The organism is Pseudomonas sp. MG-9, from assembly GCF_018729515.1.
In the GTDB taxonomy this organism is placed as follows: Bacteria; Pseudomonadota; Gammaproteobacteria; order Pseudomonadales; family Pseudomonadaceae; genus Aquipseudomonas; species Aquipseudomonas serboccidentalis.
The window spans coordinates 240676-255905 of the sequence record NZ_JAHHZH010000008.1 but is presented as its reverse complement, the minus strand read 5'-3'; the positions used below and the strand labels follow the sequence as shown (position 1 = coordinate 255905).

General features: G+C 60.9%; 11 protein-coding genes and 1 tRNA gene. 6 read left to right on the top strand and 6 right to left on the bottom strand.

Annotated elements, in window-relative coordinates:
• Window positions 1–50: 50 nt before the first annotated feature.
• The 3 genes from ispA to KKQ10_RS21560 all read right to left on the bottom strand — a co-directional run bounded on the left by ispA (window position 51) and on the right by KKQ10_RS21560 (window position 2435).
• Window positions 51–938 (bottom strand): (2E,6E)-farnesyl diphosphate synthase, encoded by an 888-nt coding sequence (gene ispA, locus KKQ10_RS21570; RefSeq protein WP_215502233.1) that lies wholly within the window; start codon window positions 936–938, stop codon window positions 51–53.
• Complete coding sequence (locus KKQ10_RS21565) at window positions 935–1177, bottom strand: exodeoxyribonuclease VII small subunit (protein WP_003228627.1); 243 nt, start codon at window positions 1175–1177, stop codon at window positions 935–937. The genes ispA and KKQ10_RS21565 overlap by 4 nt, the downstream gene beginning before the upstream one ends.
• 112 nt (window positions 1178–1289) lie before the next feature.
• Window positions 1290–2435: a Fic family protein gene (locus KKQ10_RS21560; protein WP_215502232.1), complete on the bottom strand. Its 1146-nt coding sequence runs from the start codon at window positions 2433–2435 to the stop codon at window positions 1290–1292.
• A 278-nt stretch (window positions 2436–2713) separates the two neighbouring features.
• On the opposite strand from KKQ10_RS21560, the gene KKQ10_RS21555 reads away from it, so the two are divergent.
• Complete coding sequence (locus KKQ10_RS21555; RefSeq protein ID WP_215502231.1) at window positions 2714–3505, top strand: YfaP family protein; 792 nt, start codon at window positions 2714–2716, stop codon at window positions 3503–3505.
• A gap of 188 nt (window positions 3506–3693) precedes the next feature.
• Here KKQ10_RS21555 and KKQ10_RS21550 read toward each other — a convergent pair whose 3' ends face one another.
• Both KKQ10_RS21550 and KKQ10_RS21545 read right to left on the bottom strand, forming a co-directional pair.
• The gene (locus tag KKQ10_RS21550) at window positions 3694–3891 is read right to left on the bottom strand and encodes a hypothetical protein (RefSeq protein WP_215502230.1); all 198 of its coding nucleotides are present in this window, start codon (window positions 3889–3891) and stop codon (window positions 3694–3696) included.
• A 151-nt stretch (window positions 3892–4042) separates the two neighbouring features.
• A tRNA-OTHER gene (locus KKQ10_RS21545) sits at window positions 4043–4131 on the bottom strand.
• On the opposite strand from KKQ10_RS21545, the gene KKQ10_RS21540 reads away from it, so the two are divergent.
• The 5 genes from KKQ10_RS21540 to KKQ10_RS21520 are packed head-to-tail and all read left to right on the top strand — an operon-like array spanning window position 4102 to window position 12899.
• Window positions 4102–5256, top strand: coding sequence for a DUF2138 family protein (locus KKQ10_RS21540; RefSeq protein WP_215502229.1), 1155 nt, complete (start codon window positions 4102–4104; stop codon window positions 5254–5256). The genes KKQ10_RS21545 and KKQ10_RS21540 overlap by 30 nt on opposite strands.
• Window positions 5241–5891, top strand: coding sequence for a DUF1175 domain-containing protein (locus KKQ10_RS21535; RefSeq protein WP_095122135.1), 651 nt, complete (start codon window positions 5241–5243; stop codon window positions 5889–5891). The genes KKQ10_RS21540 and KKQ10_RS21535 overlap by 16 nt, the downstream gene beginning before the upstream one ends.
• Window positions 5888–10462: an alpha-2-macroglobulin family protein gene (locus KKQ10_RS21530; protein WP_215502228.1), complete on the top strand. Its 4575-nt coding sequence runs from the start codon at window positions 5888–5890 to the stop codon at window positions 10460–10462. The genes KKQ10_RS21535 and KKQ10_RS21530 overlap by 4 nt, the downstream gene beginning before the upstream one ends.
• Before the next feature lies 1 nt (window position 10463).
• Window positions 10464–12083 (top strand): DUF2300 domain-containing protein, encoded by a 1620-nt coding sequence (locus tag KKQ10_RS21525; protein WP_215502227.1) that lies wholly within the window; start codon window positions 10464–10466, stop codon window positions 12081–12083.
• A gap of 3 nt (window positions 12084–12086) precedes the next feature.
• The gene (locus KKQ10_RS21520) at window positions 12087–12899 is read left to right on the top strand and encodes a YfaP family protein (RefSeq protein WP_215502226.1); all 813 of its coding nucleotides are present in this window, start codon (window positions 12087–12089) and stop codon (window positions 12897–12899) included.
• 60 nt (window positions 12900–12959) lie between these two features.
• Here KKQ10_RS21520 and KKQ10_RS21515 read toward each other — a convergent pair whose 3' ends face one another.
• Entirely contained in the window at window positions 12960–14516 is a 1557-nt protein-coding gene (locus KKQ10_RS21515; protein ID WP_215502225.1) for a methyl-accepting chemotaxis protein, read from the bottom strand.
• Window positions 14517–15230 lie beyond the last annotated feature (714 nt).

Below are 15230 nucleotides of genomic sequence, written 5' to 3'. Positions count from 1 at the left end.
TGATGCATCGCCCCCTGCCCACGCGTTGGTCTTTTTTGGCAGGTTGGCGTTCAGTTATGCCGCTCGACGATATACCGGGCCAGGTCGCGCAAAGGCTCGGCTGCCGCGTCAAACGGTCGCAGCGCGTGCAGCGCCTGATCGCGTAGCTCCAAGGCGTAGGCCTTGGCCGCGTCCAGCCCCAGCAGGGCCGGGTAGGTCGGTTTGTCGCGGGCGATGTCGGCGCCCTGGCGTTTGCCGAGGGTTTCGGTATCGCTTTCGACGTCGAGAATGTCGTCCTGGACCTGAAATGCCAGGCCAATGGCCTGTGCATAAGTCTGCAGGGCCTTGAGTTCTTCCTGCTCGGCACGGCCGCTGGCCAGGGCGCCGAGCTTGACGCTGACTTCGATCAGCGCGCCGGTCTTGTGCCGGTGCATCTGCTCCAGCGCTTGCTGATCAAGCTTCAGGCCGACCGAACCGAGGTCGATGGCCTGACCGCCGACCATGCCTGCCGGGCCTGCCGCGTGCGCCAGTGCCGTAACCTGTTGCAGACGGATGTCGGCGTCGAGGCTGCTCAGGCGCGGGTCGAGCAGGGCGCTGAACGCCAGGCTCTGCAAACCGTCACCGGCAAGGATCGCGCAGGCTTCGTCGAATTTCTTGTGGGTGGTTGGCTGGCCACGACGCAGATCGTCGTCGTCCATCGCCGGCAGATCGTCGTGCACCAGCGAATAAGCGTGGATCAATTCAACCGCGCAGGCCGCGCCATTGGCTTGCTCAGCCGTGCCGCCAAGTGCTTCGCACGCCGCGTAGGCCAGCAGCGGACGCACGCGTTTGCCACCGATCATCACGCTGTAGTGCATCGCCTCATACAGGCGCGACAGCTCTGGCAGCGGTGCCTTGAAGAGGATTTCCAGTGCCGCATTGACCCGCGCCTGACTGGTCGCCGAATACGCTGCAATCATTCTGGCTGTTCCGCGTCGAAGGGTTCCTCGGCGAGTTCGCCATCGCGCTCCAGCAGCACTTGCACCTTCTGCTCGGCCTGGGCCAGCGCCGCCTGGCAGTCACGGGTCAGGCCGATGCCCTGCTCGAAAGCGGTCAGCGAGTCTTCCAGCGACAATTCACCGTTCTCCAGACGCTCGACCAATGTTTGCAGGTCGGCGAGGGACTGTTCGAAATCCAGTGCAGCTTTTTTGCGGGCCATGGCGGCGATTTCCGGTTGACGTTAAACCGGCGCGACACTAGCAGATAGGGGGTTTATGGGCAAATGAGCGGCTCACCCCGCAAGGGTAAGAATGGCTGTGTGTTGAGTGAGATTAATGTGTAGTTCTGTCGGGATAGTTGACCTGATAGCGGGTACTACGACCACCTCCCGGCAAGCGTTGCAGGCAACCTTTCTCCAGCAACTCCGCAAGATGTCGGGTCGCCGTGGCCTTTGACACTTTCGCCGCAGCTTGATATTGCCCGGCGCTAATACCGTGCTCAAAGCCCCGCTCACCGCCGTCGAGCAGACGGTTAAGCACTTTGACCTGTTCCGCCGAGAGTTCGGACTCGCGGTGCGCCTGCCAGAAACGCGTCTTGCCCAGCACGCTTTCGATTCGAGTGATGGCTTGTTGCAAGCTGCTTAGCAACGTTTGCAGAAACCATGTGAGCCATTCAGTGATATCCAGTGTGGCTTTCTGGCTCGATTCCAGAATCCGATAGTAGCCGGACCGATCATCCAGAATGCTCGCCGACATGGCGTAGAAACGGATGGCTTGCGCTTCGCCCTGTGCCAGCGCCAGATCAGTGATGGTGCGGGTCAGACGGCCGTTACCATCGTCGAACGGATGCAAAGTGACAAACCAGAAATGGGCGATGCCCGCGCGTAGCATCGGGTCCAGTGCTGTCTGATGCTGGCTGGCCTCGAACCATTGGAGAAATTGCTCGAGCTGCTGCTCAAGACCTTGGCGAGGTGGCGCCTCGAAATGAACCGTTGGACGATCAATGCGACCCGATACCACCTGCATAGGCTCGTCACCGCGTAGTGCACCCACATGCATGCGGCGTGCAGTAAGGTCGGCCTCTTGATCGGGAAACAGCCATTGGTGCCATTCCAGAAGGCGTTCCAGCGTCAACGGTTCGGCAAATCGACGGGTGACATCCAGCATAAGCTGCGCCAGACCTTCACTGCGTTGGCTGACTTTATCGCCGTCGATCAACTCCAGGCCCAAACGTCGCGCCAAAGATGACCGCACGGAGCCGACATTCAGTTGCTCGCCTTCGATGGCCGAAGACGTCACGATATTCTGCAAAAGGGCGTCCAGTTCGGTTTGAGCCCCCAAAGAGTCACCTACTGAACCGGCCATCCCCATCAACTGACCTTGTGCCTGTACACACTCGCGCAACAACGGCGTCAGGCGTTCTGCCTGCCAGTTGACGTCGGGCCAATCGGGCTGCTGCCAGATCCAGTGAGTTGCCATTCGTTGCCTGCCTTGAGTCCGTGAGCCGAATAGAAAAGCTATTCGGCTCATTTTGTGAGCCGAATATGACGCCTATTCGGCTCACCGTCCACCGCGTTGGCTTGATTCCTACAGCAATAGCACATGTATCCGATTGTTAAAAAACTGCCGAATCGCTAATCTTCGCGCCTTCTACGACCCCATAGTCACGGGTCTTTCAGACGAAACGCAGTTTTCATCGCTGTGAAGTACCGAGGATCGGGTGCAAGGTTTCGTTCAGGCATGGCAGGAGGCATTACATGCGTTCATTTCTTTTGCTGCTGATCGGCCTGGCCTGCGCGCCTGCGCTGCTGGCGGCGCCGACCGCTGAACTGTCCGAGCCGTCGGGCGGCTGGCGTTACCACGGCCTGCTCGATCGCAGTGAAAACCCGCAAGTCGCCTATCCCACGCCGCCGATCGATCGCGGTATCCAGCGCAATCGCACGATGATCCAGGGCCAGCTCAAGGCCATCGGCAATCAGCGCGGGCCGCACACGCTGGCGGTCAACGGCAATCCATTGAATCTGTACACCGACGACGCTGGGCGTTTCGCCCGGCCGTATGCGTTCGGCGCCGGCTCCAACAGTGTCGAAGTGCGCAGCGCCGAGGGCCAGTCGCTCAAGCGCGTGCAATTTTATGAAGCAAATAATCTACGCACGCCGGCGCGAATTCGTCTTGTCTTGGGATGGGACGATCCAAAAGCCGAGCTCGATCTGCACATTGTCACGCCCGACGGTCAGCATGCGTTCTGGGCGCGGCCGGCGCTGAGCAATGGCGGCGGCCTGGACCCGGACGGCGTCGATGGCCCCGGCCCGGAAATGTTCACCATGACCGCGCCGCTGCACGGCACTTATCTGGTTTACGTCAACTATTGGGGCAACTTCGGAAACGGCGGCTATAACTTCGAGGAGACCAGCAACCAGAACGAGGTCATCACCTCGCAAATCACGCTGGTGCTCAACGAAAACACCGTCGACGAAAAACGCGAAACGTTCATCGTGCCCCTGCGGGCAATCGGTGATCTGCTGCTGGTCAAGACTTTCAACTATTAAGCATCCCGCACCACGGATGAACTTCGGGTTTTGTGAACATGAGTGATAACGCTGCTTCTCCGGCCGTCCCGACACCTGCCGGCCAACCTTCCCGGCGCTGGCCGGCGCTGCTGATCGGTCTGGTCCTGGTGGCCGGCGCGGCCGGAGGTCTCGGCTGGCTGCTGCACAAACCCAAGTTGCCGGCGGCTCTACTTGCCAGTGACAAGCTCGGCCTGAGCCGTCCGGACGCGCTGCTGGAAACCCGGTCCCTGAGCCAGTTGCCCAAGGACCTGCTGACGGTGCCGTTCCTCAAGGCCACGCTGACCGAAGATTTCGTCTTCTATTACGAAACTCACGCCGACCGCCTCGGCCTGATCGGCAGCCTGCGACGGATCATCTACGAGCATGACCTGAAGCTGCAGGACAGCCTGATCGAGCAGCTTTTCGATCAACCGGCCGACGTCGCGCTGTGGCGCGGTGCCGACGGTCGGCTCAAGGATTTCCTGCTGGTGATGGATCGCGGCGGGTTGGCGAAACTGCTCGAACCGCTGGCGAAAGTGGCGCTGGACGATTCGCAGCTCAGCGTCTTCGGCAGCCTGAAAGTCGGCAGCGACGAAGTGCCGCTGTACCAGCTCAGCTACAACGCCAGCAAGTCGCTGCTGTTTGCTTCGCGCGGCGACAAACTGGTGGTGCTGTCCAACCCGAACAAGTATTACGACCCGGCCAACGGCGAGTCCGAAGAGTCCGGGCATGTTTCGCCCCAAGCGCTGGCGGCCCTGCTCAACGGCGACAAACTGTTCCCCGAGGCCTTCGGGCTCCCGGCCAAGGCGCCGGACGTCAAACAGCGTCTGTCGGTCAATTCCAGCGTCCTCGCCATGGGTTATCAGCGCTTTATCCCGAACTTTGCCGGGCTGCGCTTCGACATGGACGACAAGGGCTGGCACAGCTTCCTCGCCATGAATGAGCTGGATAACCAACCGGACTTCGATTTCAAACCGGTGTGGCAAGCCATGCCGCTGGGCGCCAGTGCCTGCGTGACCCTGCCGGTGGCAGCCGAACCGCAGAAACCATTGTTGGTGAAACTCGGCGCTGAAGAGGCGGTGGCGCAGACCCTCACCGAACACGTGGCCGGCGCGGCGGGCTTGTGCTGGTACGCCGATTCGCGGTTGTACACACCCTTGCTGGTCGCCAGCCTGAAGGACGAGGACAGCAGCAAACTCGACGGCGACCTGGGCAAACTGTTCGGCTCGATGGTGGGTGCCTTCGAGGCCAACGTCGACGAAAAAGTCTTTCCGGTGGTTGAGAAGCAAGAAGGCCAAAACCATGTCTGGCAGCGTCAGGTCAGCTCGAACTTTGGCCCGTACGCGGCGAAGACTGCCGAAAACCCGGACGCCATCAGTGGCCGCGCTTTCATGAAAGTCAGCCTCGCGCGTCACGGTTCGACGCTGCTGTTTTCCCTCGACGACAAACTGGTCGACAAGGCCCTCGGCACCCTCGACAAACGCTTCCCGCCGATGGCTGACGTGTTGCCCAAAGACGTGCTGATGCCGATCTATTTCGGCCCGGACTCTATGGCGCAACTGATGCAGCAGGAAACCCTCGACAGCCTGCCGCAGGACATGGAACCGGTGTTCTACAACGCCGCGCAAACCTACCTGATCCCGAAACTGCGCACCCTTGGCGGCTACGGTAAATATGCCCTGACTTTGCCTGAAGGCAGCGAGCCTGATGGCCACTGGCAGTGGCTGCCGCTGGAATGGAAAGCGCTGTGACGACACTGATCCGCAGCCTCGGCTTGCTCGCGCTGTTACTGAGCGCGGGCGCCCGAGCCGTTGAAGCGCCAGCCCTGGATCCGGCGCAATCCCAGGTGTTTCGCGCCTGGTTTGTGCGCATTGCTCAAGAGCAACTGAGTCAGGGCCCGAGCCCGCGTTGGTATCAGCAAGACTGTGCCGGACTGGTACGTTTCGCCGCCAACGAAGCGCTGAAAGTCCACGACGACAAGTGGCTGCGCAGCAATGGTCTGTCCAATCGCTACCTGCCGCCGGAGCTGTCGCTGAGCGATGAGCAGCGCAAGCTCGCCCAGCAATGGCAGCAGGGCGGCGGCAAGGTCGGGCCGTACGTCAACGCGATCAAACTGATTCAGTTCAACAGCCATCTGGTCAGCCGCGACGTGTCCCAGGCACGCCCCGGCGACCTGATGTTTTTCGATCAGGGCGACGACCAGCACCTGATGATCTGGATGGGCCGCTACATCGCCTATCACACCGGCACGACCACCCCCACTGACAACGGCATGCGTTCGGCAAGCCTGCAGCAACTCATGACATGGAAGGACACCCGATGGATACCCGACGCAGCCAACCCCAACTTCATCGGCGTCTATCGACTGAACTTTCTCTCCCAATGACCGGTGCCCGCATGTTGCGTATCTGCTCCCGAGTATCTGTGCTGCTGGCGCTGTTGCTGCCATTGGCGACCGTCAACGCTGAAGATTCGGTGGAGCCGAGCGGCTACACGCCGGTCACCGGTGAAAGCTTCTTCCTGCTGGCCGACAGCAGTTTCGCGGCGGACGAGCAGGCGATGGTGCGCCTCGAAGCACCGGGCCGCGACTACCGTCGCTTTCGCATGGAACCCTATGGCGGCGCCGACATCCGCGTGTACCGCATCGACAAGCCGCTGGATTTCCTCAAGCGCCAGAAGAACTTGCACCGTGTGGTCAGCGACGGCCAGTTCAAGGGCGAAGGTCTGTCCAACACCCTCGCGTACCTGTGGGACAACTGGTACCGCAAATCCCGTCGGGTGATGCAGCGCGCGTTCTCCTACGAGTCGCGCAAGCAAGTCACCGAGGAAGTGCCGGAACTGAAGATGGGCAACGCCATCGCCGCGCCGACTCCGTACGACGCGCAGCCGCAATTTGCCTTGATCCCGGGTCTGCCGGTGGTCAGCCAGTTCCGCTATCCGCTGTGGCAGGCCAAACCGATCCAGCCGCCGGCCGGGGTCAATCTGGCCGGGTCTTCCAGCGAGTTCGTCAGCGTTGCCCCGGGCAACGTGTACATCCCGTTGGGCAACCTGAAACCGGGCCTGTACCTGGTCGAGGCGCTGATCGGCAAGTACCGCGCGACCACCATGGTCTTCGTCTCCAACACGGTGGCGGTGAGCAAGATTGCCGGTGATGAATTGCTGGTGTGGGCGGCGCGCAAACACGAAGGCAGTTCGGTGCCGAAGGTCAATGTGCTGTGGACCGACGGCCTCGGCGTGATGAGCAGCGGTGCCACCGATGCCGATGGTTTGCTGCGCCTGAAACACGTCAGCCCCGAGCGTTCGTTCGTGATCGGTGAGGACGAAGAGGGCGGGGTGTTCGTCTCCGAGAACTTCTATTACGACAGCGAAATCTACGACACCAAACTCTACGCGTTCACCGACCGGCCGCTGTATCGCCCGGGTGACTGGGTGTCGCTGAAGATCGTTGGTCGCGAGTTCAAGAATGCTCGGGATTCGGTGTTGCCCGGTGCGGCAGATGTCACGGTCAGCGTGCTCGACGCCACCGGCACCGAGCTGCAGCACCTTGACCTGAAACTCGACTCGAAGGCCGGCACTCAAGGCCGGTTCCAGTTGCCGGATAACGCCGTGGCCGGTGGTTACGAGATTCGTTTCAACTACAAGGATCAGGCCTACAGCAGTGCCTTCCGCGTCGCGGAATACATCAAGCCGCACTTCGAAATCTCGCTGAATCTGGCCAAGCAGGATTACCGCACAGGCGAGCCGGTGAAGGGCAGTCTGGTGCTGCTCTACCCGGACGGCAAACCGGTGGCCAACGCCAAACTGACCCTGAGCCTGCGCGCCCAGCAACTGTCGATGGTCGACAACGAGCTGCAATACCTCGGGCAATTCCCGGTAGAGCTGAGCAGCACCGAACTGACCACCGACAGCAAGGGCAACGCGACCCTCGACCTGCCGGCCGCCGACAAACCGAGTCGCTACATGCTCACCGTGTTTGCCAGCGATGGCGCAGCGTATCGGGTCAAGACCACCAAGGAAATCCTCATCGACCGTGGCGCCGCGAGCTTCCGCCTGAGTGCGCCGCAACGCTTCAGCGCGGTCAAGGACAAAGTCGCGTTCAGCTACGCCAACGAGGGTGGCAGCGAGCAGAGCAAAGCGGTCACCCCGAGTAGCTACAGCTGGGTGCGTCTGGAAGACCAGAGCACTGGCGAAGGCAAACTGGCGGCGACTGACAAGGGCTTCAGCATGGCCTTCGAACGTCCGGGTACTTACAACCTGACGCTGAAAGATCAGCACGGTCGCGTCCTTGGCGCTACCGGCCATTCGGTCACCGGCGACGGCGTCAAAGCGGTGCCGGGCACTGTGGAAATCGTCCTAGACAAACCCGAGTACAAGGCCGGCGATGAAGCGCTGGCGCTGATCACCTTCCCTGAGCCAGTCAGCGATGCACTGCTGTCGCTGGAGCGCGACAAGGTTGAAGCCACCGCGCTGCTGGGCAAGGGCGGCGACTGGCTGAAACTGGAAAAGCTCAGCGACACCCAATACCGTGCGCGCATTCCGGTGAAGGACAGCTTCGCGCCGAACCTGACCTTCTCGGTGCTCTACACCAAGGGTGGTCAGTACAGCTTCCAGAACGCCGGGATCAAGGTGATTGCCCCGCAAATCGACGTGGCGATCAGCACCGACAAAGCGGTGTATCAACCGGGTGATACCGTTACCGTCGACCTGACCACGCAGTTCGCCGGCAAAGCGGTGCCGGCGCACCTGACCGTCAGCGTCGTCGATGAAATGGTCTACGCACTGCAACCGGAGGTCGCGCCGACCATCGACCAGTTCTTCTATCACCCTCGGCGCAACAACGTGCGCACCAGCGCCAGCCTGTCGTTCATCAGTTATGACGTGGCACTGCCGGGCAGCCCCGGCGCGCCGGGCAAGGCCAACCGCAGCGAGCGTGGGGTGAAGGTGCTGGAGCGTCCGCGTCGTGAAGACGTCGACACCGCCGCATGGCAGCCGGAGTTGCTCACAGGCGCCGACGGCAAAACCCGTTTCACCTTTAAGATGCCGGACTCGCTGACCCGCTGGCGCATCACCGCCCGGGCCATCGCCGATGACGGTCAGGTCGGGCAGAAGAAACAGTTCGTGCGTTCGGAAAAACCGCTGTACCTGAAGTGGAGCGGGCCGAGCAAATTCCGCAAAGGCGATCAGCCGCAGCTCGGGGTGTTCGCCTTCAGCCAGGCTGAGAAACCGGTCAAGGCTGAGCTGGTCACCCATTACGCGGGCGCCGAACAACGCCTGCCGGTGACCCTGAACAACGGCATCAACTACGTCCCGCTACCAGCGTTCGCCCTGGCCTCGGGTGAGTGGACCGCCGAACTGGTGCAGGACGGTAAAACCGCTGACGCCTTGGTCGTGCGCCTGAGCGCTACCGGTGACGGCTGGCAAGTGACGCAAACCCAAAGCCTCGACGTCGCCAGCGGCGATACCCCGTTGAGCCTGCCGGCGGACGCCACCGACATTCGCCTGCGTCTGGATGACAGTCCGCAAGCGCTGTTCCGCTCTGCCCTCGATGATCTGCTGAGCTATCCGTACGGCGGCGTCGAGCAGACGGCCAGCCGTTTGCTGCCGCTGAGCATCGCTTATCCGTCGCTGGCGTCGAACCCGCAGATCCGCGATCGCTTGCGCCTGATCATGCAGAACAGCCGCCTGCGTCTGGTGCAAATGGCCGGGCCATCGGCGAGCTTCACCTGGTGGGGTTACGACGGTGAGCCGGATGCCTTCCTTACCGCTTACGCCTACTACGCCGACTGGAACGCCAGTCAGGTGCTGGACCTGACCTTGCCGCCGGAGCATTGGCAGCGAGTGCTGGAGGTCTACGCCAAGCAAGCGCCGAACACGCCGCTGCTGCAACGGGCGCTGATCCTGTCGTTCGCCAAGCAAATGCACCTGCCGGTGAACACCTTGCTCAGCGGTTTGATGGACGATCTGGCCAAGGCCGGTGAAGGCAACGCGGAAACCCTGATGGACGATGGCGCAGACAGCCTGGTGATGAGCGACCCGGAATCGGCGCTCGGTCTGGCGGCGGCGCGGGTGTTGACCGCTTCGTTGGCCACGCAGTCGAAAGTCGCGTTGCCGGAGGCGTTCAATCGTCAGGTTGGCGCGGCGCAACAGCGTCTGGCGGTCAGTTCGCAGCCGTTTGCCGAGGCGCTGAACCTGTCGCTGCAACCGTTCGATCAGGCCCGTGCGACCGCGCTGTTGCAACGTCTGCTGCCACAACAATCGACCCTCGAGCGCGCCTTGGCGCTGAGCTGGTTGCAACGCAGCATCGCGCAGGCGTCGCCGACCATCGCGCTGATGCCGGGTGAAGGCTGGAAGAAAAACTACGGCGCGACCGGCGAGATGTTCTGGACGTGGCAGGGCGCGACACCGGTGCCGAGTGTGTTGTCGGTGTCCGGTACTCAGGAGCGTCCGCTGCGGGCGGCGCTGAGCTTCCAGACCCAGCAACCGGCCGTCGATCCAATGGCCGTGACCATCACCCGGCGTCTGTCGCGACTGGTGCCGGGCGACGAAGCGTTCACCTTCAAACTGGAGCCGGTCGGCACTAAGCCGCTGTCCAGCGACAGCCTGTACCTGGACGAAGTGATCCTCACCAGCAAGGCACCGAAACCGCTGCGCTACGGCATGCTCGAAGTGCCGCTGCCACCGGGAGCCGATGTCGAGCGCACCACCTGGGGCATCAAGTTGCAGGGCAAGGACGGCACCGAACCGACCGCGCTGGAGAAGGCGCGCTTCGAACCGGGGCAACTGTCCTACGCGGTGCCGGTGGATGCACTGAGCGGCGAATTGCGTCTGCGCCATCTGGTGCGTTTCTCGCAGAAGGGCCAGTTCAACCTGCCGCCGGTACGTTTCACTCAGGTCTACGCGCCGCAGCATCAGGCCCAGGAAGCGAAAGCCGCCCTCGGTCAGGTCTCGGTCAACTGACATGAACCGGCCGCTGCTGTGGCTGCTGATGTGTGTGATGCCTGCGCTGGCGACGGCGCAGGATGAACCGTTGCGGCTGGCGTACAAGGGCGAGTTGTTGTCGTTGAATCACACACAACTGATCGCGCGCGAGCCATTACCGTCGACGCTGGATACGCCGCTGGGCAGCCTGTGGAAATTGTTCGTGTACGCGTGGCTGGTGGATACCGGTGCTCGCGAGCCGGCGTATGAATGTCGCGGGCAGTCCAAGGATGAGATTTATTGCTGCTCGGCGGGTGGCAAGATCGAGCGGGATCAGGCGTTGGTGAAATCCTGCGGGTTGTACTTTGAACCGGCGCGGTTGGGTATAAATGCTGGCGATTGGCGAACCTATTGGCAGGAGCGGCAGGCGCCGTCGTGGTTGCTGGATTTGCCAACCGTGCAACCGGCAACTCGGGTTTCCGTGGCTGACTTGCTGAAGGTGTTGTCGTTGCTGCCGGCGCAGGATCAGATGCGCCGCGTATTGCTCGACGTCGTGTTGAACGCGGCGGACGGCAATGTCGTCGGCGAGCTGGGCGGGCGCTTGCGGGTGAAGACCTGGAGCTGGCTCGCCGATCAGGATCCGCAATCGCGGCAGGGCGGTTTCGCCGGTTGGACGGTGGACGGTTCGCCGATCTGGGCCGGTGGGCGCGGCACCAGTCAGATGGTTCTGCGTCATTACGGCCAGGCACTGGCGACGGTGTTGCCGGCGGCATGGCCCGCCGAGGCGGGGCGTTGTGTCGAGGTCGGGCTGTTCTCGCGCTATCCGTTGACGCGGGTTTTGGCGGGCGAGCGGGTGGTGACGTCCGGCCCGCTGCAGGGCGACTACCGCGTCGAATTCGCCAACGGCAATGCGCTGGATATCCACAGCGCCGGCGAATTGTTTCTGCTCAACGACAAACTGGTCGCAAGACTCGATCGCGAAGAATACGTCGCCCGTGTCCTTGAGCGCGAAGCCAAGCCTGAACCCGCTGAAGCCGCCAAGGCACTGGCCGTGGCGATCCGCACGTATCTGCTGCAAAACGCCACGCGCAATGGCGATTGCCTGAGCATCGACGACAGCAGCAACCGTCAGCGTGTCGCCCCGCGCCCGGCCTCGGCGGAGTCGCGCAGCATCGCGGCGTGGACGGCGGATCTGGTGCTGGCCGGTAGCACGGTCACCTATCACTCCGATCAACCCGGCCCGGACAAACTTGCCTGGCAACAAGCCGTTGAACAAGCCAACGCCGGCCAGCGCTACGACGCGATTCTGCTGCACGCCTATCCACGCGCGAGCCTCAGTCGCTGGGACAACCCGGTGGCCTCCTGCGAAGCGCTGCCCGCTGCCCAGGACTGGCTGCAAAAGCAGCGTCGCGGCTGGCGTCCGACGCTGGAAAGCGAAACCGGCTACAACGAAGTCAGCACGTTCGCCGTGTGCAAACTGGCTTTTGGCCGCCCGTTTGTTGATCGCGAACGCCAGCGCATCTACGTGCGTGGTGTGCTGACGCTGCAGGATCGCCTCGACCTGACTCATGAATACCTGCACCTGGCCTTTGAAGCACATCCCAATGGCCAGGATGAAACCTACATCGAAGGGCTCGCCCGTCACCTCTTGCTGGAATAGACCATGACACTCCGTTATCCACAGGTCTTGCTGTTGCTCTGCGCGTTCAATGCATTGCCGATGGCAATGGCCGCCGACAGCGTCAAACTCGACACCCCGGTCGGCGGCTGGCGCACCGGCGCGGCCCAGGGCGAAGGCGAAAACTTCCGCCAGACCGTCAACTACCCGGCCTCCTCGGTGAACACCCCGGTCGGCCAGGCCAACACCGCGCGCATCAGCGGCGAAATCAAAGCCACCCCCAAGAGCAAGGAACCCGGCCGACTGATCGTCAATGGCGTCAGCATGCCGCTGAAAATCGATGACAGCGGCCGTTTCGACCGCCCGTTCTCCTTCCCCAACGGCAGCAACAGCGTCGAAGTGCGTAGCCCCGACGGCCAGCAGCGCCACCGCACCCAGTTCCTCAACGCCAGCGGCGGCGCCACCCCGGCGAAACTGCGCGTACTGCTGGCCTGGGACAGCGACGGCACCGATCTCGACCTGCACCTGATTACCCCCGACGGCGCCCACATCTGGTACGGCGACCGCACCGCCCCCAACGGCGCAGCGCTCGACGTCGACGTCACCACCGGCTACGGCCCGGAAATCTTCGCCATGCCGGCGCCGATCAAGGGCCAGTATCTGGTGTATGTGAACTACTTCGGCGGTGGGTATCGCGGGGATGACGAGGGCGGCGATGAGGCTGTGCAGCCGCTGACCACGGCGCAGGTGACGGTGATTACCGAGGAAGGTACGCCAAGCGAGAAGATGGAGACGTTTATCGTGCCGATGCGGGCGGTGGGGGAGTTGACGTTGGTGAAGTCGTTCAGCTATCCGTGAATTTACTCTCGACGGAGTGAGGTCGGGCGCCGCCAGGAGCGGGCAGCGCCTGCCTAGGGCTCATACTTTGAAACGGCCAACCAGACCTTCCAGCTCATGCCCCAGCCGCGCCAGTTCAATACTCGACGACGCGGTTTCTTCACAGGTACTTGCCGTCTGATCTGAAATGTCGCGAACGTTGATTACGCTGCGATTGATTTCCTCGGTTACGGCACTTTGCTGATCCGCCGCGGTGGCGATCTGCTGATTCATCGACTGGATAATGGATACCTTGGCGGTGATGTTTTCCAAGGCGTTGACGGCGCGATGGGTAAAGTCCACGCTGCTTTCGCTCAGCAGCAGGCTGCTGTCCATGCCTGAAGCGACGGCGTGAGTGCCGCTTTGCACACCGGCGACCAGATTTTCAATTTCTTCAGTGGAGCGCTGGGTGCGCAAGGCCAGATTACGCACCTCATCGGCAACCACTGCGAAACCGCGACCTGCCTCTCCTGCGCGAGCCGCTTCAATGGCGGCATTGAGCGCCAGCAAGTTGGTTTGCTGGGCTACGGCCTTGATCACATCCAGCACACCGCCAATTTTGTCGCTTTGTTCCTGAAGGTGGCGTACAGCCTCTGCCGAGCGGTTGAGTTCTTCCGCCAGACGTTTGATCTGAGCGATGGCATCACCGACGATCTGCTCCCCCTCGCAGGCTTGCTGATCTGCGACAGTGGCGGCAGCCGACGCCTCTTCGGCATTGCGTGCGACGTTTTGCACGGTGGCGGTCATTTCGTTCATTGCAGTGGCAACGTGATCAGTCTCGACTTTCTGATTGTTCACGCCTGTATTCGTTTGCTCGGTAATGGCCGATAGCTGTTCGGCAGCGCTTGCTACCTGGATGACACCGGCCCGAATACCGTCGATCAACTCGTGGAGGTTGAGCGTCATCCGGTGTAGACCCGATTGCAACAGGCCCAACTCATCACGCCGATCAACCTGAACCTGGTGGCTTAAATCACCTTCGGCAATGCGATTGACCGCCTCAAGTGTGCCGCGTAGCGGGGTGACGATCTGTCGATTAATCACCCATGCCGCCAGTGTGCCGAGCAGTAAAGCCAGGGCGGCTACAAGGCTCAGCAGGGTTTTGGCGGACTCGGCATCGGTCGCGCGCTTGGCGTTTTGCGAATCAATGAGTTTTTGCGTGGTGTCGAGCAACTGATCGCCCAACTGCCCCATTCGTTTGAACATGGGTGCCTGATCAATGTTGGGCCTGACCAGTTCTTGCAGCAGTTGTCCATATTCCGTCGCTGCGCTGATCTGTTGCTGAATCAGCTCGTGATCTACCGGTACGATGAATTCTCCTTTGATACTGGTCAGGTGGGCCAGCAGGCTATCCAGCGTTTGCTGCAAGGGGCGATAGGCATCCGGTTGAGGATTGCCACCTATGCGTAAACGAATGATTCGCAAGTCTTTCGTGTAATTACTGACTTGAGCAATCTTTTCGATCTTGATGCCACGCTCGGTCAGTGCGTTAACCGCATACCAGCCGGAGGCTGCGATTAACAACGTAAGTCCTAATACCAGTCCAAACCCCAGACTAAGTTTAGCGCTGACACGGATATCGCTGATCCAGCCGAACATAAGGACTCCAGGTAATGATGGGTTTAGATTGATCTTGGTGTTCTGATGTCGACCCTGAGTCGTGAATCTTTAACTTTGCGGCTGCTATTAATTGAGGGGTGAGTAATTTTTAGTCTGTTGGTCGGAAAAATAGTCAGCGTCGGTGCTACATGATGTCGGGTAACTGAAAGGTTACAGCTTAAAGCCCGCCTGAGTTGTGAGCGCTCTTCGGCGGTTGACCAAAGACATCAAAGGAAGATAAAACAACATGCCTCATTCTTTAGTCGAATAGGCAGAGTTGTCGTGATCTGGATAGCCCGGATTCGCGGACTTTCCTGCGGAATCAGCTGCTGTAACGATTAGATGTGAACCAGCTGCTTCAGGTAAAAAAACAGTTGATCCTGACAGGCTCTGTAGTGGCCTTCGAGCTTTTCCACTTCCCACATTCGAGCTAGCCACACGTCATCACAGGCTGCGTTTATTTGATTGACTGTAGTTTTCCAAGCGATGCGCGCACTGTCTATGGCGTGGAGTAATTGCAGTAGTTTCTCATCTATCGGTATCGTACCCAGCGGGTATTGGCTCAAAGACATTTTAGTTCCAAAACTAACTGGTGGTCGGATTGGCTTTTGTGGTGGTTACTATAATCGCCGGTGTCAACGGGCCAGTATTCGACTAATGGCTAAGAGGGTTTATAAATATTGAGTGTTTTTAGTTTCGGTTATTCACAGGACT